This is a genomic window from Kitasatospora sp. NPDC056531 (genome assembly GCF_042794375.1).
Classification (GTDB): Bacteria; Actinomycetota; Actinomycetes; order Streptomycetales; family Streptomycetaceae; genus Kitasatospora.
Genome location: NZ_JBHTTU010000099.1, coordinates 1 through 23,221, shown reverse-complemented (window position 1 = coordinate 23,221; position 23,221 = coordinate 1). Strand labels below are relative to the sequence as shown.

Here is a 23,221-nt window from a genome sequence, read left to right as displayed (position 1 = left end):
ACCGCCGCGATCTGGCACAACGACCGCACCGGACAACCCGTCATGCGCTCCCTGACCGCGTATGACCACTGAACCCCTTGGCATCAGTCATCTAGGCCGCGGGCCCGCGCCGCACATGAGCCCGGCGTCGGAGCGCAATGTGCCGGGGTACGACCACAGGAGGAGACCCGCCACCTCCCGCGGTCGCAGGCCGGCCGCCGGTCCGGGGTGCCCGGTTGCCACTCCGGTCGCACCGCGGGCCGCCCCCGGTTGCCACCCCGGTCGCAGTCGGCGGCGACCCGGGGCCGATGCGGCGGCGCGGACCCGGCGCCGAGCATGGCCGGGTGACCGAAACCATCCCGGGGCTGTTCCTGTCCCTTCCGGAAGTCCTCGTCCTGCTGGGCGCCGTCGCGCTGCTGGTGGCGCGCTGGCTCCCCCCGGCCACCCGCCGGCCCGTCACCGTCGCGGCCGGGGCGGTCCTCGTACCGTCGGCGATCGTGCTGGGCATCGTGGGGATCCGCTGGCAGCTGCTGCCGGTCCTGGCCGGCGCCGCCGTCGCCTCGGCGTTCGCCCTCCCGCCCCTGCTGCGGCGCCGTACCGGCCGACCGGCGCGGCGGGCCCGCTGGTGGCTGGCCCTGCCGGGATCGCTGGCCTGCGCCGGCCTGATCGCCACCGGCCCGGTGGCGGCCTGGGCCTTCCCCGTGCCCGTCTTCCCCGAGCCGACGGGCGACTTCGCGGTCGGCACCCGGGTGGTGCAGTGGACCGACCCGCTCCGCCCCGAGAGCTTCACCGCCGATCCGGACGACCGGCGCACGGTCGTGGTCCAGCTCTGGTACCCGGCGCAGAAGAGCCCCGCGGGCGTCCCTCGGGCCCAGTACCTGGGACGCACGGAGGGCGAGGCGCGGACCGTCTCCGAGGCCCTCGCCGGCGGGGTCGGCCTGCCCGGCTTCCTGGTCGACGGCGTCCCGCGGGCCCGCAGCCGCGCGGTCGTCGACGCCCCGGTGGCTGGCGGGGGAGAGCGGTTCCCGGTCGTCCTGTTCTCCCCGGGGTCGGGCGGGGTGCGGACCCAGAACACCGCCTGGGCGGAGGAGCTGGCCAGCCACGGCTACCTGGTCGCTGCCCTCGACCACCCGTACGACTCCGCCGTCGTCGTCCTCGCCGACGGCCGTACGATCCGCGCCACCACCGCCTCCTCCGGGGACCGGGACAGGGACGAGGAGCTGGCGGCGGGCTGGACCGCCGTCCGGGCCGCCGACCTCGGCTTCGTCCTCACCCAGCTGGAACGGCTGGACCGGGGGGGAGACCGCCGACCCGCTGACCGGGCGCCTGGACACCGGCCGCGCCGCGGTGGCCGGCCACTCCCTGGGCGGGGCCGCCGCCCTGCAGGCGGCCCGGCAGGACCGCCGGTTCGACGCCGTCGTCGACCTGGACGGCTACCCCCACGGCCCCACCACGCCCGCCCTCGAGCAGCCGGCGCTCGCGCTCACCCAGGAGATCACCACCGGCACCGACCCGCGCTACCTGCCCCGCCTCACCGAGGCCCTCGAGCACAGCACCGCGACGAGCTACCGCCTCACCGTCCCCGGCGCCGGGCACCTAACCTTCATGGACGGCCCGCTCTACCTGCCGCCGGTGCCCTCGATCGTGGGCACCCTGGGCCGCACCGAGAGCCCGCGCGTCGTCGCCGCGGCCACCCTCGCCTTCCTGGACGCCACCCTGCGAGGCCGCCCCGGTGACCCGGCCGACACCCTCCGGGCCTACGGCCACCTGACGGTCCACCAGGGGTAACCAGGCGATGCCCTACTTGCCTCGCTGTGCCGCGAAAGCTCCCGCCAGGACGAGCGTGCCGCCGGCGAGTTCAGGCCCTCCTCGATCTCCCGCTGGAGGTCCCCGTAGCCGCAGGTAGCGGGCGATTCTGTGGAATCTGATTTGTCAACATCATGCCCATTTAAGCAGTTCCATCGTTCACTCTCGCTGCTCGGCGGTGTCTGGGACGGCGAGCCCGCGGGCTCGTTCGATCTGGCGCCAGGAGGTGTCGGGATCGACGCTGTTGAGGATGAGGAGTGCGGCGGCGAGGAGCGATGAGCGTCCGATGCCGGCTCGGCAGTGGGTGACGACGTGTGCGCCTTCGTGTAGCTGTTCGGCCAGTCTGTGCAGGGTTGGGCAAGATCGCGGTGCTGGGACGGTGCGGTCGGGGATGGGCTGCCGGGTCCCCACCCACACCTGTCCTGAGCAGGTAATCACCACCTCCCACCCAGCGGGGGAAGCTCAGGTGGACGCCCGGGATCGATTGCAGCAGCCGCCGAAGGCGGCAGCGGACGGGCCGTCAGGCGTGCTCACCAGCCGTCTGGTACCGTCCGGATGATCTCTATGGCGAGGGGGGCATATGCGTTGGCGTGCGGGGAACTACGGCGGGGCTGCGGTCGCGGCCGTGATCGCGCTGGCGGTCACCGGTTGCAGCGGTACGGGTGACGCGAAGGGGTCCCAGGACTCCGGCGCCTCTTCCGGCGCTCCTGCGGGTTCCGGGAGCGTCGCGGCCAAGTCGGTCGGCGCTTCCGGGACCGTCACTGTGTCGTGGTGCGACGTGAAGGGTGGCACCGGCGGTGCCCTGGAGTCCCAGCAGCTGACGCTCGCCTCATACTCGGTGACCGACGGTCAGGAGGTGGCCCGCTCGGTGTCGGTGCTTCCGCAGGGCGCAGACACCGGGATCCTCTGCAGTTCCATTCCCACTGAACAGAGCAGCGTTCCGAGTGCTGTGCGGCAGGCCTTCAACAAGGACTTCACGCTGGTCGCCGGTGTGATGCCGTCGTCCCCTCAGAAGTCGGGGCCGGGCAGCCACGACGGGCCCGCCGTCGCCTTCGCCCTCAAGCCGCAGAGCACGCCGGTCGGGGCTCCGTCCGCCGATCCCTTCACGGTCGGTGCCAACGACCGCACGCCCGCCTTCCAGAGCGGCACGTCGACGCTGTGGTACGAAAACCGCGATCGACATGTGATGAGCCGTGACCTCGGTCAGCCGGGCGCGGCCGCCACCGATCACGGGCTCTCGCACAACTGGGGCTTCGTGCTCGCCGGCGACCAGCCCTGGTCCCGGATGCCCCTGAACGACGCGTTCAAGGACGTCACCGTCAATCCGTCCGGCACGGCCGCGGCCGCCGGAAGTAACTTCGGCAGCGCGATCTGGCTCAAGGACTCCACGGTGCCCGGGAGCGGCGACGAGTTCGCCGCGCCGCTCGGCTTCGGTCCGAACTCCGACAACCCTGGCGGCAAGAAACTTCCGGGGGGCGACAATGCCCCCCAGTGCATCCCGAAGTTCTGGATCGACGACCACAGCCTCTTCTGCGTCGGCAAGGGTATGTCCCGCGTGGTTTTCTCGGACTCCCTCGACTCCGTGCAGAAGGTCGAGCAGCTCCTGCCCGACAACGACCGCGACAACAGCGCCGTCGCCCCCTCGCCCGACCTGAAGTCGGTGGTGTTCCTGTCCCGGCAGGGCCACGACGTCGCCGAGCTGTACAGCCTCGACCTCACCCCCGGCGCCACCCCCAAGAAGCTCGCCTCCATCGCGCCCCACAGTCCTAATGTGACGTCCCAACTCCGCTTGGTCGGCTGGCAGTAGTGAGCTTGCTCCGCTTTGACGGGTACCGTTGGTGTGGTGGTCAGGTCGCCAGGGCGGTCTCGTATTCGGCGGGACTGCGGTAGCCGAGGCTGCTGCGCCCCCGGCGGGCCGGCGCTGCCGGTCTCCGAGCGGGCCCGCGAGGTGGCCCGCACCGGGCAGGGCTGGCACCAGGAGGACGCCACCGCCGACGGCACCCCCTACGGCGTCCTCACCACCGCCCGCCCCGACGGGCAGGGCGCGGTGATGGTCGGCCAAACCTACGCCGGCGTCACCGAGGTCGACGAAGCGTTCCTGCGGCGGATCACCGTCACCAGCGCGGCAGCGGCGAGCGTCTGCGCGCTGCTCAGCTGGCTCGTCCTCGGCCGGCTGCTGCGCCCGGTACGGCGCCTGGCCCGCGCCGCCGAGCACATCACCACCACCCGCGACCTGGCCACCCCGCTGCCCGCCGCCGGGCGCGACGAGGTCGGCGGCCTCACCCGGGCCTTCGAGTCCATGGTCGGCGCGCTGCACCGCTCCCGCGAACAGCAGCAGCGCCTGGTCCAGGACGCCAGCCACGAGCTGCGCACCCCGCTGACCTCGGTGCGCGGCTGCGCCGAACTCCTCCAGCGCGCCCGCGGCCGGCTCGCCCCCGAGGACGAGGAGCAGATCCTCGCCACCCTGGTCACCGAGACCGTCGCCCTGGACGAACTCGTCCGCGAGCTGGTCGAGTTGGCCACCGACCAGTGGACCGCGGAGGGCCCGGAGCCGGTCGACCTGCCGGCCGCCGCCGAGGACAGCGCCCGGCGCTTCCATCGCCGCACCGGCCGCGAGATCGCCGTCCTCGCCGACGCTCCGGCGCCGGTGCTGGCCCGCCCGCGCGCCCTGCAGCGCTGCGTGGACAACCTGGTGGGCAACGCCGTCAAGTTCAGCCCGGACGGCACCCCGGTGGAGATCCGCGTCACCGGCACCCGGCTGGCCGTGCGCGACCACGGGCCCGGCATCGCCCCCGGCGACCGGCAGGCCGTCTTCGAGCGCTTCTACCGCGCCGCCGGCACCCAGTCCACCCCGGGCTCGGGACTGGGCCTGGCCATCGTCCACGACCTGGTCGCCGCCGACCACGGCACCGTCTTCGCCACCGCCGCCCGCCCCACAGGGCTGACGGGGCGCCGGGCCGGTCATTAGGGTGATCGGGACCGGTACGGGAGTGGGGAGAGCGATGGCTGACTCGGAGGAACACCGCGGCTGGATAGGCCGGTTGCTCGGCGGCCGGCGCACGCGCGCCGAGCGCGGCGCGCCGCCCGCCCCGCCCACCGACGAGGACCGCACGGCGTGGGCACGCCCCTGGGAGCTGGTGGACCTGTCCACCCTGCCGCCGCGGCTGGCCGAGGAGATGGTCGAGGTCGCGGCGGCGATCGAGGCGGCCGACCAGGCCCGCGACTTCGGCGAGCGGGCGGAGGCCGAGCGGCTGCTGCGCGGCGCGGTCACCACGACGATCGACCCCTACCGCCAGCTGGCCGAGCAGCGGCTCGGCGGGCTGCTGGCCGAGGACGGCAGGATCGCCGAGGGCATCGCCGTGTGGCTGCGCGCCGTCGAGGGCCCCGACCCCTCGCTGCGCCGGAGCGTGGCGATCAGCCTGGGCGCCTACGCCTTCACCGACGGCCCCTTCCTGGTGAACGCCGACCCGGCGACCCTGCTGCCCCTGCTGCCGCACGCCGACTGGGGCTTCCCGCGGGTGGGCGCCGCGGTGTACGAGGCCTCGGCGCACCGGCACCGGGGGGCGAGCGCCGCGGTGCGCCGCGAACTGCTGGCCCTCGACGCCGCCCGGTACGGGGACCGCGAACTGCTGGCCCGGATCGAGGCCGCCCCGGTGCCCGGCGAGCCCGGCCCGCGCCGGCACGTCCAGTGGGCCAGCGGCGCCCAACTGGGCGGCTGCCGCTGGAGCGTGGCCGGCCACGAGGAGGGGACGTCGGCGCTCACCACGACCACGGTGGACGGCCGCGCGGTCGTGGTCACCGGCGGGGACGACGGCGCCGTACGGCTGTGGGACCTGGCCACCGGCGAGCCGGTCGGCGAGCCGATGACCGGCCACACCGGGCAGGTCTGCGCCGTGGCGGCGACCAGGCTGAACGGCCGGCCGGTGGCGGTGTCGGCCGGGCGGGACATGACCGTACGGATCTGGGACCTGGCGGCGCGCCGGCCCCTGCACCCGCCCCTGACCGGCCACACCAACTGGGTGACCGGGGCGGCCACGGCGACGCTCCGGGGCCGTCCGGTGGCCGTCACCTGCGGCGACGACCAGACCGTGCGGGTCTGGGACCTGGCCACCGGCGAGGCGGTCGGCACGCCGATGCAGGAGCCGCCCCGCACCGCCCACTTCTTCCACAGCAGGCTGAAGACGCTGGCCACGGCGGTGATCCGCCGCCGGCCCGTGGCGGTGACCGGTGACATGGGGGGCACCCTGCGGGTGTGGGACCTGGCGAAGGGGCGCGAGTTCCTGCCGCCCCTTCCCCTGGGGTTCGGCGGGCCGGAGCTGGCCGTGGTGACGGTCGACGGCCGCCCGGCCGCGGCCGTCGGCGTCTGGGGCGCGGCCACCCTGTGGGACCTGGCGGCGGGCCGGCGGCTGGGCGAGCGCATGCTCCTCGGGCGCGATGTGCAGCTGGAGGTGGCGGCGACGACGGCCGGGGGCGCCCCGGTGGTGTGCACCGGCGACCACAGCGGCATGGTGCGGCTGTGGGACCCGGCCACCGGGCAGCAGCTCTCCCAGGCCTTCGCCCCCTTGGGCGGGACCCGGGCGCTGGCCGCGACCACGGTGGACGGCCGGCCGGTGGTGCTCATCGGCACCGGCGACGGCCGGGTCCACCGTTGGGACCCGGCCACCGACGGACGGCCCGTCGGCAAGCCGACGCCCGGCCACGGCGACGCGGTGACCGCCGTGACGACGGTCGAGGTCGACGGCACCACCCTGGTGGCCAGCGCCGGCTGGGACGGCACGGCCCGGCTGTGGGACCTGGCCACCGGCGAGGCGGCGGGCACCCTCGCCGTCAACCCCCGGGAGCCGGTGCGCACGATGGCGACGGCGGTGGTCGACGGCCGTCCCGTCCTGCTCACCGCCGGGGGCGAGCCGCTGGCCCGGCGGTGGGACCCGGCCACCGGCGGCCCCTCGGGCGCGCCCCTGGCCCACGACGGCGAGGCCGGCGACGTGGACGCCGTGGCGACGACGGTGCTGGACGGCCGGGCGGTCGCCGTCGCCGGGGGCGCGAACGGCCTCGTCCGGGTCTGGGACCTGGCCACCGGGGAGGTCCTCCACCAGCCGCCGGCCGGACACGAGTCCGACGTGTGCGCGGTGGCCACGGCGGTGGTCGACGGCCGGCCGGTGGCGGTCACCGCGGACGAGTCCACGGTGCGGGTGTGGGACCTCACCTCCGGCGCCCCGCTCGGCGGTCCGTTCGGGTTCCCGCCCGACGAACCGGCTGGCGAACCGGCCGATGCCGTGCCCGACGACGCGGACGAGGACGACGAGCTCGACGACGACGAGGACGAGGACGACGACGGGCCGTGCATCGAGCTGCTGGCGGCGGCAGTGGTCGACGGCCGCCCGCTCGTGGCGGTGGGCCGCGACGACGGCCTGGTACAGGTCTGGGACCTGGCCGCCCGCACCCCGCTCGGCCCGCCCTTCCCCGCCGCCGACGACGGCCTCACCGCGATGACCGTCGCACCCGTCGACGGCCGCCCGGCCCTGGTCACCGGCGGCCACGACGGCACCGTACGGACCTGGGACCTGACCACGCTCGCCCAACTCGGCCCCGACCTGGTGCTGCCACTGCCGGTCGGCGCGCTGGCCCCGGCCCCGGCGGGCCGGCTGGTGGTCGGATTCGGCTGGGAGGTCGCGGTGTTCGGGCCGGCGGAGTCCGCCGCGCCGGCCGGTTCCGCCGACGCGCCCGCATGAGAGCGGGGGTCCGGCCCCGGCTGGGTCGGACCCCCGTACGGCACGGGGGACGTCAGGCCGCGAGGTGCTCCAACGTGAACAGGGTCGCCCGGTTGGAGTACTGGACTATCTCCGTGCCCGCGGGACCGTTCGGGTCGGCGACGGCGACGAAGCTCCCGCTGAACCCGACACGGAGTACCGACTGGTTCGATCCGGGTGCGGCAGGATGGATCCGGAACTGCTGGGTTCCGTAGATCCACCCCGTGCAGTCGAACGCGGAGAGGTTGGAGCCGTCGCCATCCTCGTTCGGGTCTTGCGGGTTCTTCTTCCAGATGCCCAGGCAGGTGTTCTCGTTCGACCGGTCGCGGAAGATGAAGAGTTCGCTGTCGTTCTCGTAGTGGCACTTCTTCCACTGCTGGTTGTAGCCGCCGGTGTCGGGGTTCTGGACCGCCCGGCCCCAGGCGCTGGCCAGGCTCCTCTCCACGAGCAGTCCGTTCGGCGTCTTGATCCGGTAGTAGCCGTCGTCGCACACGTAGTGGTGCCAGGAGGTCGAGGCCAGCGACTGGGTCGCGGCCGACGCGGGGGCGGCGAGCGCGGGGCCAACGACCGGCAAGCGCCAGTGAGCAGGGCGGACGAGGAGCAACCCCCGCGAGCCCGGGCCGACCTGGCCCACGACGATCCGACCAGCGCGCAGGTCGAGCAACCCCCGCGTGTGCAGGGCAGACGAAGAAGAGAGCACCCGTGTCTATGCGCCTGATGGCGGTCGAAAGGGGGCACGAGCGAGAACGAGGCCGCGGACTTCCTCGGCTCCGCAGTTGTCCTTGAGGTATCGGGCGACAGTGTGGAACTGCGCTCCAGTGGTGAAAACGTCTCTTCTCCCGCGCCTGCCAGCGCAGCGGCCCGGACCTTGGTCCGGGCCTTCGTCGTGGTTGAGAGCCCGCATGTCGTAGTTGCCCGGTGGCCGCTGACGGAGCGGTATCGGGCTTTCCAAGCGGCGATCACGGGCTCGATCGGGGTCGGATAAGTCGCTCTTGTAGGGCTGGCGGTCGTTCACGGGAGACACTCCAGCACGGGCGCCCTCTGGTCAGCACGGATGCCGCGGTCCCACACATTCCAGGCGACAGACACGACATCACGTCACATACCGCCCTCTCAACTCGAAGTACGCCGGTGACCAGGGCTTCGCGCTGGCGACTCGCAAACCATCGGTCGCCGTCACACTGCGGGCATGTGGTTCGGCCACAAGGTCGAGTACGGCCACCCACTTTTCATCCGACTGTCGGTCCGCCGCTCCTGGGCCCGCCGGGTCGCCGCGCCGACCTGGGCGGTGCCGGCTGGCCTGCCCGTCCTCGGTGTCCTGGAACGGATGGGAGAGCCGGTCCCCGGCGCCCCGCGCGGGTGCGGGCCGCACTGATCTCGGCGACGGGCACCGGAAGCCGCCCGCACACCAGCGGCGCCGAGAAGCCCGCGAGGGACTGCGCCACCAGCACGAGCGGCCCGGTGAGGCTGGGGTGCCGCTCCACCGCCGAGACGATGGCCCGGGTGTCCTCCAGGCCCGCGGAGTCGTCGCCCGGCAGGTCCATGGTGACCACGTCGTGCCCCCGGGCCCGCAGTTCGGGCATCAGCCGGTGCCAGAACCAGGCCCGGCCGTTCGGCACTGGGAACGGGCGCGAAGGTCGCCATCGTCGTCCTCCTCCTGCACGTGTTCTTCTGTGCCCTCCACGACGCTATCGCGCACCACCGACACCGGGCCGCCGCGACGGCCGGCATCCCCGGCAAGCATGGCGTGCCGGGTCAGCCCCGGGTGAACACCCGGCCGTTGAGGTCTTGAAGCGGTCTCCCGGGGGCACCGATCGCCCCGCAGACGAGCAGCCAACCAGACGCCTACGACAGCGGCGGCGCCCAGGCCCCTGTCCAGGGAGTGGAATTGCGCCCGCGGCGGGCCGTGCGCGCGGCAGCGTGGGCACCATGATCCTGCAACCGGAGACCGACGACCTCGCCGCCTACCTCGCGGCGGACGAGGCGATCGACCATCACGCGCAGTACGACCTGCAGGCCGAACGCCTGGCCTGGTCCGTCCGCCCCGACCTCGGCGAACGCGACTACCCCGGCATCCTCGCCACCCCGCCGGCCCCACTGCTCCACGCCCTCGCCCAGGCGACGCCGGGCCGACCCGGCTTCGGCTACCTGCCGTCCGACCTCCCCGGGACAAGCCTCGGCGCGTGAAACCGCAGGCCGCCCGGACCTCCCGGGCCCGGGCGGCCCGCTCCCGCCCGCCGGGGGGGCGGTCAGGCGTCGAGGACCTGGCCGGCGCGCGCCCGGGCTGCCCCCGGCAGCGTCGGCCCGGTGGTGGATGATCGGGGTGTGCTGGTGCGTACCGAGGTGCTGCCGCCGGGTCCGTCGGGGTTGCCGAGGGTCCGAGTTCACACGCCTGTCGGCAGCGCCATGGCGGTGTGGCGCGGCGGCCTGGACAACGCGGTCGGCTGGCACCACATCGAATGGACCGTCGCCGCCGACCTCCACTGGGGCTGCAACACGCGGCCGGCCGCGCTCGCCGAACCGGGGGTGCGCGAGGAGGCCGGCCAAGTCGTCCTGCGAGGACGGCTCCAGCTCACCGAAGACGGCACTGCTGTCCTTGAACTGGGTGACTCGCAGGTGCTGTTCGATGTCGGTTCACCGCCGCCGCCCGACAGCGCCTGGGTGGAGATCCGCGTCGAAGCGGACAAGCTGGAGCTGCACCCCTACCAGCTCTGACCGGTCAAAGTCGCCTGTCAATCGGTCAAGATTACTTGTCAGAGGACAGCGCCGCGCGGCTCGGACGCCGAGTCGGGTGCAACGCGGGGGTGCAACGCGGTGTTGCGTGGGGGTGCAACACGGGGGCTGTGTTGCGGGTCTGACCAGGCGCTATGTGGCCGGGAGCGAAGACGGGTGGGCGCGACGTCAGGTGGGCGCGACGGCGCGGCGCGACGGTGGGGAGCCGGGCGGGTGTTCGCCGACGGCTCCCCGCTCGTCGAGGGGCCGGCTCAGCGGTCGCGGGTGAGCCGGTACTCCCGTGGGTCGGCGATGCCGTGCAGGTCCTCGGCGGTGAGGGTGCGGCCGTCGCCGTCCAGGATCCGGAGGTGCCGCCGTTCGCGCTGAGGACGAAGCCCGAAGGAGGACGCCAGCTCGAGGTCGAGCCGGCCGTCCTCCGGGGCGAACCACCAGCGGCCGGTGACCTTGCCCTGCAGGCCCGCCCGGTGGTGGGTACCCGTCAGGTGGCCGCCTTCGACGGAGCCGTCCGGCACGGCCGCGTCCGCCGAGGCGGTGAGCTCGACGTCCAGGGACTCCCCGGACGGGTCGTCACTCTCGATCGTCCAGTGACCGGGCTGCACCGCCCCGGCACCCACCGGGCCCGCTCCGGCCGCGTCGGCGGGCGGCGCGTCGGCGGGCGGTGCGTCGACGGGTCGGGTGCCGAGCAGCCGGTGGACCGCGGCGTCCACCGCCCGGTCGTCGGTTCCGGCCGGCAGCTGCTCGACGGAGCCCTCCCCGGGGGGCAGGGCCGTCGCGTCGAGCGGCCAGACCAGGCAGGGCTTGTCGAACGAGGCCGCGTACCGGCGCTGTTCCAGGACGTGGGGGTCGTCGGCCGCGTCCCGGGACCACACGAGCAGGAACAACCCGCAGGCGCCCAGCTCCTGCAGGACGGGTTCGGCCGGCAGGTCGTCGGAGAGGTCGCGGGACTCGTCCAGGGCGGTCCGCAGGCCGCCGGCCCGCAGCCGGGCGTCCAGGGCGGCGGCCCGGTCGGCGTCCGCGGGCGCGTGGGCGAGGAAGGCCCCGGGACGTGCCGCCCGGTCGGAGCCGTCGTGCCCGGTGCGGTGCTCGTTGTCGTGCTGCTCGTCGCTCATGGGCTGTCTCAGACCTCCGCGTCGTACGTGTCCAGGTCGTGGCCGTGGTACCAGGGCGCCTGCGGGTTGTAGGAGGCGAGGTAGTAGTCGGCCTCACAGGTGTACGTCGCGGGGAACAGCTGATGCGCGCGCAGCTTCAGGAGGTCGATGGCCGCGATCTCGTTGGCCAGCGCCGGCTGGTCCTGCTCGTTCAGCGGCTTGAGCTTCTCGTCGTCCACGAGCTTCTGGGCCGCCGCGAGGTTGTCCTTCAGGAACTGGGGCCACTGTGCCGGATCGTTGCTGTACGTGTAGTGCGGCGTCACCCGGTAGTGGATCATCTTGGGCCACCTGGCGTTGGGGTTCGTGAGGGGCGCGGCCGGGTCCATGACGTGGGTGACGGTCGGGTGCGACTGCTGGTAGGGCGCCAGGGCCGTCGCGCTCGACTGGGTGCCCTGGACGGTCTGCCCCGGGGCCGCGAAGCCGATCTTGCCGTCGCCGAGGTCGATCGGCTGGTTGGCGGCGATCCACTGCTCGTAGTTCGCGGCGAGTCCGTGGGTGCCGCTCTGCATCGAGGCCCGGATGGGCCGTTCGACCTTGTTGAAGTGCTCCTGGGTGTTGGACTTGGCCGAGCCCATGAAGATGTTCGTGGCGGTGTCGTTGGCGCCGGCGGTGAAGTCGCCGTTGATCGCGTGCATCGCGGTGGCGGCGTTCTGCTGGCCGTTGGCGCGCACCAGGCCGCTGTCGACGGTCCTGATGGCGGTGATGTCCGCGGGCTCGCCGGGCGACGATCCGCCCCCGGTGTTGCTGAGCATCCGCTCCAGGTGGACCCAGTTGCCGAGGGTGCCGCCGTTCGGGTAGACGAGGCCGGCGGCGCCCAGCACGTCGGTCTGGATGCCGCCGATCTGCGTGTTGCCGGCCGTCATGCCCGTGAACGGCTGGAAGGCGGCCGCCCGTTGCAGGACGGGCTCCTCGGCCAGGGGGCCGGCGCCGTGGTCGGCGCAGTGCTCGTCCTCGTGCTGCCCGGCTGCTTCCCCGCCGGCCCGGTCGGCCGTGGTGGGCCCCGCCACCGGCTTGCGCATCACCCGGACGGCGTTGGCCTCGGCCTCACGCTCGAAGCGGTCGGACGGGTCGGAGACCTTGAGCCCGGAGCCGTTGTCGGCACCCGCGACAGGGCCCCGGCGCTGCTGGAGGACGTGGGTGAGCTCGTGGGCCAGGGTGTGCCGGTCGCCGCCGCCCGCCCCGATGACGACGTGGTTCCCGGAGGTGTAGGCGCGGGCGCCGACCTCGGCGGCGGAGGCCTGGGCGGCGCTGTCGTCGTGGACGCGCACGGCGGAGAAGTCGGCGCCCATCCGGCCCTCCATCTCGGACCGGACGGCGGCCTCCAGCGGCCGGCCGGGCGTGCTCAGGACGTCGTGGACGGCCGAGCGCTGCACCGCCGCGCCGGCCCGCCCGGCCGGGCCCGCCGCCTGACGGAGCATCTGGACGACGGCTCGGTTCCCGGCGGTCGCCTGCAGCGCCATCAGGTCCGGCCCCGGCCCCCGGCCGCCGGTGCGCGGCGTGCGGACCGGCGTACCGGTGCGTCCGGAGGCCTGGGCCCTGGTGTTCTCTCGGGCGTGCAAGGGGGCATGCAAGGGGGGCCTCTTCCCGCGGTGGAACAGCGACCCTTCCTGCATACGCGTTCGACGCCCGGCACGCCAGGGCCCGAAGGGCAGACCCGGGTGCCCCGCCGGGCACCCGTACTCGAGCAGCCGGCCCCGGCCGCCCCGGTCACCGAGGTGCCGACCGAGGTCGAGGACCAGGCCGTCGCCGAGCAGCCCGCCCCCGCCGCTGCGCCGGTCGTCCCGGCCGCTTCGGTCGCTCCGGTCGCTGCCTTGCCGCGTCCGGTGGTCGAGGCCGGTCCGCGTGAGCTGCCCACCCTTCCGAAGGGCTCGGCCGGTGCCCGGTTCGAGGCCGTCACCACGGGCTTGGTCTCCAAGCGCCCGAACTTCACCCAGCAGGCGCGCAGCACGGTGTTCCTGGACGCGGCGGCCGGTGTGCTGGCCGTGCGCGACCAGACGGTTCGGCTCGACCTCGGCGCCCGCACTCCCGGGGAGATCCTGGACGCGGTCCTGGCCACCGCGCCCGGCACCGAGCGGATCTACATCACCGCCGACGCCCCGTGGCACGACGGTGCCGAGCGGTACTCCACGCTCAAGGACGCGGTCGCCGCCTGGCTTAACACCCCGAGCGAGCGGTGGACCACCGCCGTCGGGAGCGGCCGGGACAAGCTCGCCGGGCACTTCGTCCACCAGCGCCAGCCGGTCGGCCGCTACGCCCCGGCCGCGTCCCCGGAGGGGCCGGTGACGGAGATCCGTTCCATGGGGGAGTGGTTCGACCCGGATGGCGCCGACGTCGTCACCTGCCGGGACGCGTTCCGGCTGCTGTGGCAGGCGCTGCGCCGCCACTGGGACGACGCCGTGCTCATGGGCTCCCCGAGCCAGACCGGCCGGGACCTGTGGTCGCGCACCATCCCGACCACCGGCAAGTGGGCCGGCGGCTATCCGGTCCTGTCCGAGGAGCTGCGGGGTCTCCTGCACGCCACCGGCGGGCAGGGCCGCACGGAGCTGATCCTGCCGCCTCGGGTGCCGGAGCAGCTCCCGGCGCTGGTGGAGTACGACCGCACCTTCGCCTACGAGAAGCACCTGTGGAAGTCGCCGGTCGGCACCCCGCGCCGGATCACCGCGGCCGCGTTCGCCGCGATGTCGGAGGCGGAGCAGGTCAAGGCGCTGATGTCCTGCTCGCACTGGAACGTCCGCGTGACCGTCCCGGCCGGCTGGAACCACGTCGGCCTGCTGCCCGCCCCGGTGACCGGGCCTGGGTCTACCCGTCTGAGCCGGGCGCGACCTTCACGACCTGGGCGGGCGGCGCGGAGATCCACCTTGCGCTGTCCAACCACCTCGCCCCGTGGAGGGTCGAGATCCTGGGCGGGCTGCTGTTCGAGGACGGCAAGCCGCTCGACGAGTGGGGCAAGCGCCTCAAGTCGGCCTGGGCGGACCTGACCAACCTGTCGAAGCTGCACGGCGACGAGCGGCAGCGCACCGCCGCGTACCTCGCCTCCCGGGCTGTTCGCAGCGTGCTGCTGTTCGGCCTCGGCGGTTTCGCGCAGCGCCCCCGCCTGGTCTCCGGCACCACCCCGGTCGGCGAAACCCTTCCGGCGGGGGTGGAGATCCTCGGCCAGGACGGCGAGGTGGTGACCTGGCAGCGGCAGGCCGGCTTCTCCCGCGACTGTGGGTGCCGATAAATCATCCGGCCTGGTCACGGCCTTGTCACCTGGCCGCGGGTCGCGTCTGTCGACCTCGTGGTTGTCTTCCCCACGGGGCAGCACGGACGGCATGATGATCTGTTGTGCTGCTGCGCCTGGCCTACCTCGCCATGACCAACACCTTCGCGCTGCTTCGGCTGCTGCCGATGGGCAGCCGGGAGAAGGACATCGAGATCCTGGCGCTGCGGCACCAACTGCTGGTCCTGCAACGCCAGGTCGGAAAGCCCAGGTTCACCGACACCGACCGTGCCGTCCTTGCCGGCCTGCTCCACCACGTCCCGATGGGAAAGCTGCGGCACCTTCTGCTCCTGGTCCGCCCGGACACGATCCTGCGCTGGCACCGCGACCTGCTCAAGCGGCACCACGCCACCACCTGCGTGTCCAAGCGCCGTGGACGCCCGCCCACGGTCCGGTCGATCCGGGCCCTTGTCCTGCGCCTCGCTCGTGAGAACGCCTCGTGGGGGTATCGCCGGATCCACGGTGAACTCGCAGCCCTCGGTATCAAGGTCGCCGCCTCCATCGTCTGGGAGATCCTCCGCGAGCACGGCATCCCACCAGCGCCCGAGCGGCAGGGCACGACCTGGGCCGACTTCCTGCGCAGCCAGGCCGAGGCCCTGCTCGCCTGCGACCTCTTCGAGACCCGCACCCTGACCGGAGCCCGCCTGTACGTCTTCGCCGCCATCGAGCACGGCACCCGGCGCATCCGGGTCCTCGGCGCCACCGCACACCCCACCGCGGAGTGGGTCGTGCAGCTCGGACGCAACCTGCTCATGGACCTCGAGGACGCGGGTAACAAGGCCAGGTTCTTGATCCGGGACCGCGACTCGAAGTTCACGGCCTCCTTCGACGCCCTGATGGCCCACGCCGGCCTGAGCGTCGTGGCCACCGGCATCCGGATACCGCGGATGAACTCCGTCATGGAGCGCTGGATACAGACCTGCCGACGCGAGCTGCTGGACCGCACCTTGATCTGGAACCAGCGCCACCTCCTCCACGCGTTGCGCGAGTTCGAGACCTTCTACAACGAGCACCGGCCGCACCGAACCCTGAAGCAAGCCGCGCCACTCCGCCCGCTACCCGAACCAGCACAGATCAGACGTCTGGTGGTCCGTCGGCGAGACCGACTGGGCGGAACCCTCCACGAATACCAACATGCCGCGTGACCACTCGACTTTTGACGTTTTCGTTGATCGTCGTGTGAGTCGCTCAGGTGGGTGATGTGGCGTCATCTGGCTGTGTTGGCTGGCGGCAGCAGAGAAGCATCGGCGGTGCTTGCGTCGCCTCCGGGGAGGGACCCGCCGATGCTTCCGGATCCGACCGTACCCGCTTCCCTGCTCGCCGTGTTGGAGTTGGTGCGTGGTTGCTTCACCGCGCCGACCTTCCAGACCTTCGCTGCGCTGGTCACGGGGCTGATCGCGCAGACGGGGCGGTGCACGGTGACTGGGATGCTCCTCGGCGCGGGGTTGACGCGCACCTGGTCCCACGACCGGGCGCACGCCTTCTTCTCCCGCGCGGCCTGGAGCCCGGATCTCCTGGGCATTGCGCTGTCCCACCTGATCGTTCGCCGACTGCTGCCCGAGGGCGCGGTGCTGACCGTGGCGGTGGACGACACACTGTTCAAACGGCGCGGGAAGAAGGTGTTCGGGGCGGCCTGGCAGCACGACGGCGCGGCCCGGGGCATCCGGCCCATCGGGCGGGGCACCTGCTTCGTGGTGGTCGGCATCGTGGTTCAACTACCGTTCCTGGCGCGGCCGGTGTGCCTTCCGGTGATGGCCCGGCTGTGGCGCCCGAAACAGGAGCAGTCCAAGGTCGACCTCGCCGCGTCCATGATCCGCCTGCTGGCCGCCTGCCACTACGGGCGGCGCATCCACGTCGTCGCGGACGCCGCCTACCACGGCAAGGCCCTGCGCACCCTGCCCGCGACCTGCACATTCACCACCCGACTGCCCGCGTCGGCGGTGCTGTACGACCTGGCCCCGCCGCCCACCGGGCGCCGCGGCCGACCCGCACTGAAGGGCAAACGGCTGGGCACCGCCAAGGACCAGGCGTTCGTCTCCTCGCGGCTGCACTGCAGCCGGTCGCGCAGGGGGATGGTGGGTCGTTCGGACCGATTCCGTCGGGCCGTCTGGAAGCGCGGGGCCGGGCGGATGGAGAAAGGGGGGCGGGCTCAGCGCGGGGTGGTCGCGGGGGCGTCGAAGTAGTGGCCCTGGCCGAGGTCGTCGACGAGACCGGGCTGGACGGGCTTCCAGCCCAGGAGGTCCCGGGTCAGCGTGCTCGAGGACGGGTTGTCGGCCTGGGCGTGGGCGCTCAGGAAGCCGAAGTGGGCCTCGGCCTCGGTCGGCGGGATGCTGACCACGGGCAGGTTCAGCCCGCGGCCGATGCCCTCGGCGATCTGGCGGAAGGTGATCCCTTCGTCGTCGACGGCGTGCAGCCGTGACCCCGCCGGCGCGGATTCCAGCGCCAGCCGGTACAGGCGTGCCGCGTCGAGCGTGTGCACGGCGGGCCAGCGGTTGACCCCGTCGCCGACGTAGGCGGAGACGCCCTTGGACCGGGCGATGGAGATGAAGGTCGGGATGAAGCCGTTGTGGTCGAGCGAGCTGTGCACGGTCGGAGTGAGCCGGACGACGGACGACCGGATGCCGCGCTCGGCGAGTGCGACCACCGCGTTCTCGGCGTCGATCCGTGGGCCTGCGTCGAGCGCGTCGGCCTCGGTGAGGGCGTCCTGCAGACCCGCGAAGGCGAACAGCACTGTTCCCGAGGTGGTGACCAGAGGCTTGCCGGTGCCGGCGAGCGCGTCCCCGAGGGTATCGATGGCGCGCAGATCGGCTGCGACCGCGCTGTCGAAGTCGCCGGCGAACATGGCGTCGTGCTTGAAGGCCAGGTGGATGACGCCGTCGGCCGCGGCGGCGGCCGCGGCGAGGCCGTCGAGATCGTCGAGGTCGCCTCCGTGCACCTCGGCACCGGCTGCCGTCAACGCGGCGGCGGACTTGTCCGAGCGGGCCAGCCCGATGACCTGGTGTCCCGCTTCGAGGAGTTCGGGCACGACCGCGGAGCCGACATGTCCAGAGGCTCCGGTGACGAATACGCGCATGGTGTGCGCCTTCCTGCTGCAGGCTCCCCGCCGGGGGCGGAGAGCCCTGATGTCAGTTCATGACATCACCGTAGCGCCCATGTCAGACTCTGTCATCACCTTGATGTCAGATTCTGTCATCGCTGGGTAGGATCGGAGCATGAGCCGATGGAGACCCGACGCACGAGGCCGCCTGGAGAAGGCGGCGATGGAGCTCTACAGCGACAAGGGCTTCGACGCCACCACCGTGGCGGAGATCGCCGCCCGGGCCGAGGTCACCGAACGCACCTTCTACCGGCACTTCGTCGACAAACGGGAAGTCCTCTTCCAGCCCAACGCCCTGGCTGACATCCTCGCGCACGCCACGGCCACCGCCGCCGACCATCTGGCGCCACTGGAGGTGATCACCCACGCCCTGACCGAAGCCGCTCCCGTCTTCGACGAACGCGCAGAACTGGTACGGCAGCGCCAGGCCGTCATCGCCGCCAATCCCGAACTGCAGGAACGCGAACTGGCCAAACTGGCCTCACTCGTCTCCACCCTCGCCCACGCGCTTCGCGAACGCGATCTGGAGGCCACCACCGCAGCACTCGCGGCCGAAATCGGGATCGCCGCGTTCAAGGTCGCCGTCGAACGCTGGATCGACGACCCCGACCAGCACACCCTCGCCCAGCACATTCGGGGAACCCTGGACGCCACCAGGCACCTCACCGCACCGGCCGAACATGCCGCCGCGACCGACGACGGGAGCTTCACAGGCCAGGAGAACGTGACATGAATGCGGTGGGCACCCCGAGCAAGGGGCCCGCGGCTATCCATCCTCTCCGTCGCCCGTCTCGTCGTCTCCGTACGGGTCGCGCAGCTGCCGCAGGCCCGGCGCCGGCGGCCGGGTGAAGGCCTATAGCGGCCGAGGAAGTTGAGGTGGTCGTACTGGAGCGGGGACAGCCGGGCGAACATCTCATCGGTGATGGGAAACCCGTCGGTCGCGAGCTGCTTGACGGCGGCGTCCGCCAGGGCTGACTGTTTCGGTAGGAACGGTCAGCTGCTACGTTGCCCGGGTGAGGAAAGGACCTGCTACGCGGAACGCCGGGGCGGATGAGCCACTCGGCTTCGTGATTGCTTCGGTGGGCAATGCGGCGGCTCTCGCGTTCGAGTCCGCCCTGGCCGAGGAGGACCTGCATCCGCGGCACTTCGCCGTGCTGCGCGGGTTGCGTGACGGCGAGGAGCATGCGCAGCAGCAGCTCGCCTCCTCGCTAGGCATCCCGGCCAGCCGTTTGGTGGGGCTGCTCTCGCTGCTGATCGAGAGGGGCCTGGTGGAGCGGCGCGAGTCGCCGATCGACGCTCGGGTGAAACTGGTCCGGCTGCGCCAGGCTGGCCGGGTGGAGCTGGAGAAGCTGATCGGGCTCGCGGGCGCCTCGGAGCGGCGGCTGACCGCAGGACTGACGGCCGAGGACAAGACCGAGCTGCGCCGGTTGCTCGGCATCGTGTACGCCAACGTCGCCGTCGAGCCCGAAGGACGGCCCGCCCGGGCGTGGTGATCGGCCCTTCCGGTCTGGGTGTTCGATCTGGTGACGGGCGAGGCCTTGCGCGGATCGTTTCGGTTGGAATAGTTTCAGACGAAACGGAACGCGGTGCTGCTGCGAGGCACCCGACGACAGGAGACGACCATGACGGCCACGGGCATGGACACGGTTGAGGAATTCCTCGAGCAGCTTCGGCGCGCCTGGGACGCGGGCGACGCGACCGGCTACGCGGCACAGTTCGCGGAGCACGCCTCATATGTGATCTTCATGGGGGACGCCCTGTTCGGGCGCGCCGCCATCGAGCGGACCCATCATGAGGTGTTCACCCGGTGGCAGAAGGGCACGCGCATGGCGGTTAAGCCGATCGACGTGCGGATGCCGGACGAGTCCACGGCGGTGGTTACCACCGTCGGCGGCATCGGCAAGGGCGCTCGGATCGGGTTCGACAAGTTCCAGACCTTCACGCTCCACCGCAGCGAGGGACGCTGGGAGTGCGTGGCGTTCCAGAACACGAAGATGAGCCGCCGATCCAAGCGCGCCTACCGCTCCTGAGGGCTTCATGGCCGTTGCTTGCGGCAGCCATGCGATGTACCGGTCACGGCCTGATTAGAGTGAGTGCCCCCCTTCTTGAGCCCTGAACAGCGGAAGACCTGCCGGCGCCAGGCGACCGGCAACCGGTCAGCCAGCCTTCAACAGCAGGTCGGTGAGTGCGTCCGGCACGGTGACCATGCAGTCATGGCCGCTCCGCAGCTCCCACACCTGCGACGCAGCGCCGCCCGGCTGCACCGCCGGAACCGGGCGGCGCGTGACGTCCCCCGGTGCGCTGCCGACACAGTGGATGTGCGTCCGGGAAATCGCGTCCACGGCCGGGTTATCCAGCCGGACCGGCTGCAGGAAGCAGCGCACCGACTCGTCCGACAGCATGGTGCGCAGCCACGCCGTGTCCGCAGGATCGGTCACGCCGAACAGACCCATGGGCGCGGGCATTTCCGGCACGGGCGGGATGCGCCAGGGGGCGTCGGAGGCGGTGGCCGCGTCGATCAGTCGCTGGGTCTTCTCCGGTATGACGTCCAGCGCGCTCTCGCCGTCAGTCGGGACCATCGCGTCGACGTAGACCAGATGCGCGATCCGGTCCGGGATCTCGCTGGCCACGCCGGATATGACCATACCGGCGTAACTGTGCCCGACCAGGATCACGTTGATGAGATCCCACTCGCTGAGGAGAGCGACGATGTCGGCGACGTGGGTGTCCAGATCGACGTCTGGAGTGAGCAGGTGTTCCTTCTCACCGTGGCCGGTCAGCGAAGGGGCGAACACCTGATGCCCTGCCCGGGCCAGCCGGGGAACCACCCGGTCCCAGACGCGTCCGCTGTGCCAGGCGCCATGGACGAGAACGTAGGTTTTCGTGTGCGACGTACTCATGCGGAAAGACGCTACTGAGCCGATAGGTACCTCCTGGTAACCTTCGGCCATGCAGGACTCAGCCGGAAGTGTCTTCCTCGCCGACTGCCCCGCCCGACTCGCCATCGACATCATCACCAGCAAATGGGCCGTCGTCGTCCTGTTCGCGCTCAGTCGCAGGCCCCGTCGGCACGGTGAACTCGTCGACCTCGTCGGTGGCATCTCCCGCAAGGTACTCACCCAGACACTGCGCAGACTTCAGAGCTACGGCCTGATCGAACGCCGCGCCTATGCCGAGGCGCCCCCACGGGTTGAATACAGCCTCACCGACCTGGGCCAAACCCTCACCGGACCCATCGCAGCCCTGACCGACTGGGCGAAGACGTACGGCGCCGCCGTCGCCAACTTCCAGGAAGCGGCGCAGCAGGACAGCACCTCCGACACCTGCCCCGCGACCGCCACCGGACAGATGATCACGTAGTCTGGCGCTACAACGGCCTTCGTACTGGTGTGGTACAGAAAGTGCCGCTGGGAACGATCACGGTTGAGTCGGCGCGAGCGTACTGACCCGGTTCTCGTACGCGCGACGGGCCTTGCGCTCGCGGGGACCGCCGGGGCGCCCTGGCCGCCGTCGAGCGGCTGACAGGGGCGAGGAGTCCGCGGCGCGCGGTGGGGGCGGCGCTGACGCGCAGGGTGTAGCCCTGGCCGCGCCGTACGGTCACGTCGCGGTCGAGGGCGGAGCGCTCGGCGGGCTCCAGGTGCGTGGTGCGGAGGAAGTCGGCGACCTTGCCGGGCATGTCGAGGGTGACTGGCAGCTCAGGGGCCGAGGCATCCTCGCAGCCGACGGAGGTGCGCTCGGACATGAGGTCGGCGACGGCTGGCCGTCAAAGCCTGGTCAGCAATGACCATCGGTTGATTGGATCGATGCCGCCCCGGAGTCCCGGAACGTCCGGGTTCACATCAACGTCAAGGGCAACTTCTTCACACTCCCAAAGTCGCTCCCCCTGCTGAACGAAGGCGCGTCCGTGGTGTTCACCGTCGGCGCTGCCGAGGGACTCGGCGCCGCCATGACCGCCGCCAAGGGAGCCCTGCTGCCCCTCGTGCGCTCCCTGGCCATCGAACTCGCCCCACGCCGCTGAGAGGTGTCAAAACTCCGATCAGGCCGCTGAACTGGGGGTTTCCTGCGGGCTGTGAGGTGGCTGGATCGGGGCGCCGTGGTACTCGCTGAGGAGTCCGCCGAGTACTCGACGGCGCCGAATGGCCGCAGTGGGCAGCGGGATGACGTTGGGTTCGTCATCTGGGGCCCGCAGCTCCAGGCCGCGGTGGGCGCGGCCGGTGTTGTCGTGCTCGATGTACTCGGCGAGGACGGCGCACAGATGGCGTTCGCCGGTGATGAGCAGTCGGTCGGTGCATTCGGCGCGCACGGTGCGTATCCACCGCTCCGCGAAGGCGTTCGAGCGCGGGCTCTGCGGCGGCGTCGGGATGACCTCGGTGTCGTTGCCGGCGAAGACCGCGTCGACGGCGGCCGTGAACTTGGAATCGCGGTCCCGGATGAGGAACCGGAAGCCCCCGGCTCTGTCTCCCAGGTCCATCAGCAGATTCCGGGCGAGCTGCGCCACCCACTCGCCGCTCGGATGGGCGGTGACGCCAAGGACGTGTACGCGCCGGGTCTTGATCTCCATGACGAAGAAGACGTACAGGCGTTTGAGGAGCACGGTGTCGACGTGCATGAAGTCGCAGGCCAGGAGCGTGTGGGCCTGCATGCGGAGGAAGGTGTGCCAGGTCTGCCGGGAGGCGCGCCGCGGTGCGGGCGGCAAGCCGGAGCGGCGCAGGATCCGGCGGATGGTGGCCGCGGCGACCCGGTGACCGAGTCGCCGCAGCTCGCCCTGGATCCTGACGTACCCCCAGGTCGAATTCTCGGTGGCCAGGCGCTGAATGAGCGCGACGATCTCCTCGGAAAGTGGTGGTCGGCCGGGCCTGGCCGGTGGCTGGCGCCACTTCCAGCGAACCAGGCTCCGGTGCCAGGCCAGCAGCGTGCCCGGGGTGATGAGCCGGTGGCGGCGCAGCGTGGTCGGTAGCTTTCGGGCGAGTGCGGAGAGTACGGCGCGGTCGGCCCATCACATCCGTGGTCGCTCGATCTGGCGGCGGAGCAAGGCGACCTCGTGACGCAGGGCGAGGATCTCGGCGTTTCTCGCAGCTGACGAGCGCCCCAGTAGTGTCAGCCAGTCCAACGCCCGGCAGAAGATCAAGTACAGCAGTCGCAGACCCACGAACCGCGATCATGCCCGTGAGGCGACCGCTTGCAAAGCCGCTGCTCAGCCACCGTACGGCAGTAAAGACACCCTTCAGGGGCCGCCGTGCTCCTCGACCCTGATCGCGTGCATGGGGTGACCGCTTTCCTGTGCGGGCTCGTCCGGGAGGGAACGAGCAGCACGGTAGGCAGCCGAAAATGGGCCCCCAAGTCCGGAATCTCTGCGGGGGGGGGTGCCTCTATGGGGTTCGTCAAGGAAATCGGGCTGCGGTCGGGTGGCACCGGCAGGCAGCATGGCGGCATGCCGGATCTGCTGTGG

Annotated in this window: 22 protein-coding genes and 2 pseudogenes; 15 read left to right on the top strand and 9 right to left on the bottom strand. The window is 72.1% G+C overall.

What is annotated here, in order from left to right; translation table 11 throughout:
* The first annotated feature begins 287 nt into the window (after nucleotides 1–287).
* Nucleotides 288–1,767: pseudogene (locus ACFQ87_RS38660) on the top strand (alpha/beta hydrolase family protein).
* 177 nt (nucleotides 1,768–1,944) lie between these two features.
* Here ACFQ87_RS38660 and ACFQ87_RS38655 read toward each other — a convergent pair.
* Nucleotides 1,945–2,196, bottom strand: a complete 252-nt coding sequence (locus ACFQ87_RS38655; protein WP_380615629.1) for a protein-tyrosine phosphatase family protein — start codon at nucleotides 2,194–2,196, stop codon at nucleotides 1,945–1,947.
* Between the two features lie 367 nt (nucleotides 2,197–2,563).
* On the opposite strand from ACFQ87_RS38655, the gene ACFQ87_RS38650 reads away from it, so the two are divergent.
* From ACFQ87_RS38650 to ACFQ87_RS38640, 3 genes are read left to right on the top strand one after another with little or no spacing between them, the layout of a single operon-like run.
* Complete coding sequence (locus ACFQ87_RS38650) at nucleotides 2,564–3,592, top strand: hypothetical protein (protein ID WP_380615628.1); 1,029 nt, start codon at nucleotides 2,564–2,566, stop codon at nucleotides 3,590–3,592.
* Between the two features lie 36 nt (nucleotides 3,593–3,628).
* Nucleotides 3,629–4,753, top strand: a complete 1,125-nt coding sequence (locus ACFQ87_RS38645) for an ATP-binding protein (RefSeq protein ID WP_380615627.1) — start codon at nucleotides 3,629–3,631, stop codon at nucleotides 4,751–4,753.
* Nucleotides 4,754–4,787: 34 nt separating this feature from the next.
* Nucleotides 4,788–7,517: a WD40 repeat domain-containing protein gene (locus tag ACFQ87_RS38640; protein ID WP_380615626.1), complete on the top strand. Its 2,730-nt coding sequence runs from the start codon at nucleotides 4,788–4,790 to the stop codon at nucleotides 7,515–7,517.
* A 52-nt stretch (nucleotides 7,518–7,569) separates the two neighbouring features.
* On the opposite strand, the gene ACFQ87_RS38635 is transcribed toward ACFQ87_RS38640, so the two are convergent.
* Together ACFQ87_RS38635 and ACFQ87_RS38630 are read right to left on the bottom strand one after the other, a co-directional pair.
* A complete protein-coding gene (locus ACFQ87_RS38635; RefSeq protein ID WP_380615625.1) occupies nucleotides 7,570–8,109 on the bottom strand; it encodes an RICIN domain-containing protein in 540 nt (179 codons plus the stop codon).
* Nucleotides 8,110–8,764: 655 nt separating this feature from the next.
* Complete coding sequence (locus tag ACFQ87_RS38630) at nucleotides 8,765–9,079, bottom strand: hypothetical protein (protein ID WP_380615631.1); 315 nt, start codon at nucleotides 9,077–9,079, stop codon at nucleotides 8,765–8,767.
* Between the two features lie 385 nt (nucleotides 9,080–9,464).
* On the opposite strand from ACFQ87_RS38630, the gene ACFQ87_RS38625 reads away from it, so the two are divergent.
* Nucleotides 9,465–9,722, top strand: coding sequence for a hypothetical protein (locus ACFQ87_RS38625; RefSeq protein ID WP_380615624.1), 258 nt, complete (start codon nucleotides 9,465–9,467; stop codon nucleotides 9,720–9,722).
* Nucleotides 9,723–9,860: 138 nt separating this feature from the next.
* Nucleotides 9,861–10,250, top strand: coding sequence for a hypothetical protein (locus ACFQ87_RS38620; RefSeq protein ID WP_380615623.1), 390 nt, complete (start codon nucleotides 9,861–9,863; stop codon nucleotides 10,248–10,250).
* Between the two features lie 269 nt (nucleotides 10,251–10,519).
* Here the strand turns inward: ACFQ87_RS38620 and ACFQ87_RS38615 are convergent, their stop codons facing one another.
* Both ACFQ87_RS38615 and ACFQ87_RS38610 read right to left on the bottom strand, forming a co-directional pair.
* On the bottom strand, nucleotides 10,520–11,377 hold the full coding sequence (locus tag ACFQ87_RS38615; RefSeq protein ID WP_380615622.1) for a hypothetical protein: 858 nt from the start codon (nucleotides 11,375–11,377) through the stop codon (nucleotides 10,520–10,522).
* 8 nt (nucleotides 11,378–11,385) lie between these two features.
* Nucleotides 11,386–12,975 carry a DUF4157 domain-containing protein gene (locus ACFQ87_RS38610; protein WP_380615621.1) on the bottom strand — a complete coding sequence of 530 codons (1,590 nt, stop codon included), beginning with the start codon at nucleotides 12,973–12,975 and terminating at the stop codon, nucleotides 11,386–11,388.
* 99 nt (nucleotides 12,976–13,074) lie between these two features.
* Here ACFQ87_RS38610 and ACFQ87_RS38605 point away from each other — a divergent pair, with 99 nt between their 5' ends.
* From ACFQ87_RS38605 to ACFQ87_RS38590, 4 genes are all read left to right on the top strand, one after another.
* On the top strand, nucleotides 13,075–14,394 hold the full coding sequence (locus ACFQ87_RS38605) for a hypothetical protein (RefSeq protein ID WP_380615620.1): 1,320 nt from the start codon (nucleotides 13,075–13,077) through the stop codon (nucleotides 14,392–14,394).
* Nucleotides 14,395–14,468: 74 nt separating this feature from the next.
* Nucleotides 14,469–14,636, top strand: a complete 168-nt coding sequence (locus tag ACFQ87_RS38600; protein ID WP_380615619.1) for a hypothetical protein — start codon at nucleotides 14,469–14,471, stop codon at nucleotides 14,634–14,636.
* A 104-nt stretch (nucleotides 14,637–14,740) separates the two neighbouring features.
* The gene (locus ACFQ87_RS38595) at nucleotides 14,741–15,820 is read left to right on the top strand and encodes an integrase core domain-containing protein (RefSeq protein WP_380615618.1); all 1,080 of its coding nucleotides are present in this window, start codon (nucleotides 14,741–14,743) and stop codon (nucleotides 15,818–15,820) included.
* A 138-nt stretch (nucleotides 15,821–15,958) separates the two neighbouring features.
* Complete coding sequence (locus ACFQ87_RS38590) at nucleotides 15,959–16,858, top strand: transposase (protein ID WP_380615617.1); 900 nt, start codon at nucleotides 15,959–15,961, stop codon at nucleotides 16,856–16,858.
* On the opposite strand, the gene ACFQ87_RS38585 is transcribed toward ACFQ87_RS38590, so the two are convergent.
* The gene (locus tag ACFQ87_RS38585; RefSeq protein WP_380615616.1) at nucleotides 16,825–17,748 is read right to left on the bottom strand and encodes an SDR family oxidoreductase; all 924 of its coding nucleotides are present in this window, start codon (nucleotides 17,746–17,748) and stop codon (nucleotides 16,825–16,827) included. The two genes, ACFQ87_RS38590 and ACFQ87_RS38585, sit on opposite strands and share 34 nt — an antisense overlap.
* Before the next feature lie 139 nt (nucleotides 17,749–17,887).
* Between ACFQ87_RS38585 and ACFQ87_RS38580 the strand changes: the two genes are divergently transcribed.
* The 3 genes from ACFQ87_RS38580 (at nucleotide 17,888) to ACFQ87_RS38570 (ending at nucleotide 19,802) form a co-directional block, all read left to right on the top strand.
* Complete coding sequence (locus ACFQ87_RS38580) at nucleotides 17,888–18,505, top strand: TetR family transcriptional regulator (RefSeq protein WP_380615615.1); 618 nt, start codon at nucleotides 17,888–17,890, stop codon at nucleotides 18,503–18,505.
* 334 nt (nucleotides 18,506–18,839) lie between these two features.
* Nucleotides 18,840–19,265: a MarR family winged helix-turn-helix transcriptional regulator gene (locus ACFQ87_RS38575; RefSeq protein ID WP_380615614.1), complete on the top strand. Its 426-nt coding sequence runs from the start codon at nucleotides 18,840–18,842 to the stop codon at nucleotides 19,263–19,265.
* A 129-nt stretch (nucleotides 19,266–19,394) separates the two neighbouring features.
* Nucleotides 19,395–19,802, top strand: coding sequence for an SgcJ/EcaC family oxidoreductase (locus ACFQ87_RS38570; RefSeq protein ID WP_380615613.1), 408 nt, complete (start codon nucleotides 19,395–19,397; stop codon nucleotides 19,800–19,802).
* Between the two features lie 126 nt (nucleotides 19,803–19,928).
* Here ACFQ87_RS38570 and ACFQ87_RS38565 read toward each other — a convergent pair whose 3' ends face one another.
* A complete protein-coding gene (locus ACFQ87_RS38565; protein ID WP_380615612.1) occupies nucleotides 19,929–20,672 on the bottom strand; it encodes an alpha/beta fold hydrolase in 744 nt (247 codons plus the stop codon).
* Nucleotides 20,673–20,721: 49 nt separating this feature from the next.
* On the opposite strand from ACFQ87_RS38565, the gene ACFQ87_RS38560 reads away from it, so the two are divergent.
* Together ACFQ87_RS38560 and ACFQ87_RS38555 are read left to right on the top strand one after the other, a co-directional pair.
* Entirely contained in the window at nucleotides 20,722–21,132 is a 411-nt protein-coding gene (locus ACFQ87_RS38560; RefSeq protein WP_380615611.1) for a winged helix-turn-helix transcriptional regulator, read from the top strand.
* A gap of 439 nt (nucleotides 21,133–21,571) precedes the next feature.
* Nucleotides 21,572–21,790, top strand: coding sequence for an SDR family oxidoreductase (locus tag ACFQ87_RS38555; RefSeq protein ID WP_380615630.1), 219 nt, complete (start codon nucleotides 21,572–21,574; stop codon nucleotides 21,788–21,790).
* An 18-nt stretch (nucleotides 21,791–21,808) separates the two neighbouring features.
* Here the strand turns inward: ACFQ87_RS38555 and ACFQ87_RS38550 are convergent, their stop codons facing one another.
* Entirely contained in the window at nucleotides 21,809–22,414 is a 606-nt protein-coding gene (locus ACFQ87_RS38550; protein WP_380615610.1) for an integrase core domain-containing protein, read from the bottom strand.
* A gap of 45 nt (nucleotides 22,415–22,459) precedes the next feature.
* A pseudogene (locus ACFQ87_RS38545) lies at nucleotides 22,460–22,600 on the bottom strand (IS3 family transposase); the annotation flags it as partial.
* Nucleotides 22,601–23,221 lie beyond the last annotated feature (621 nt).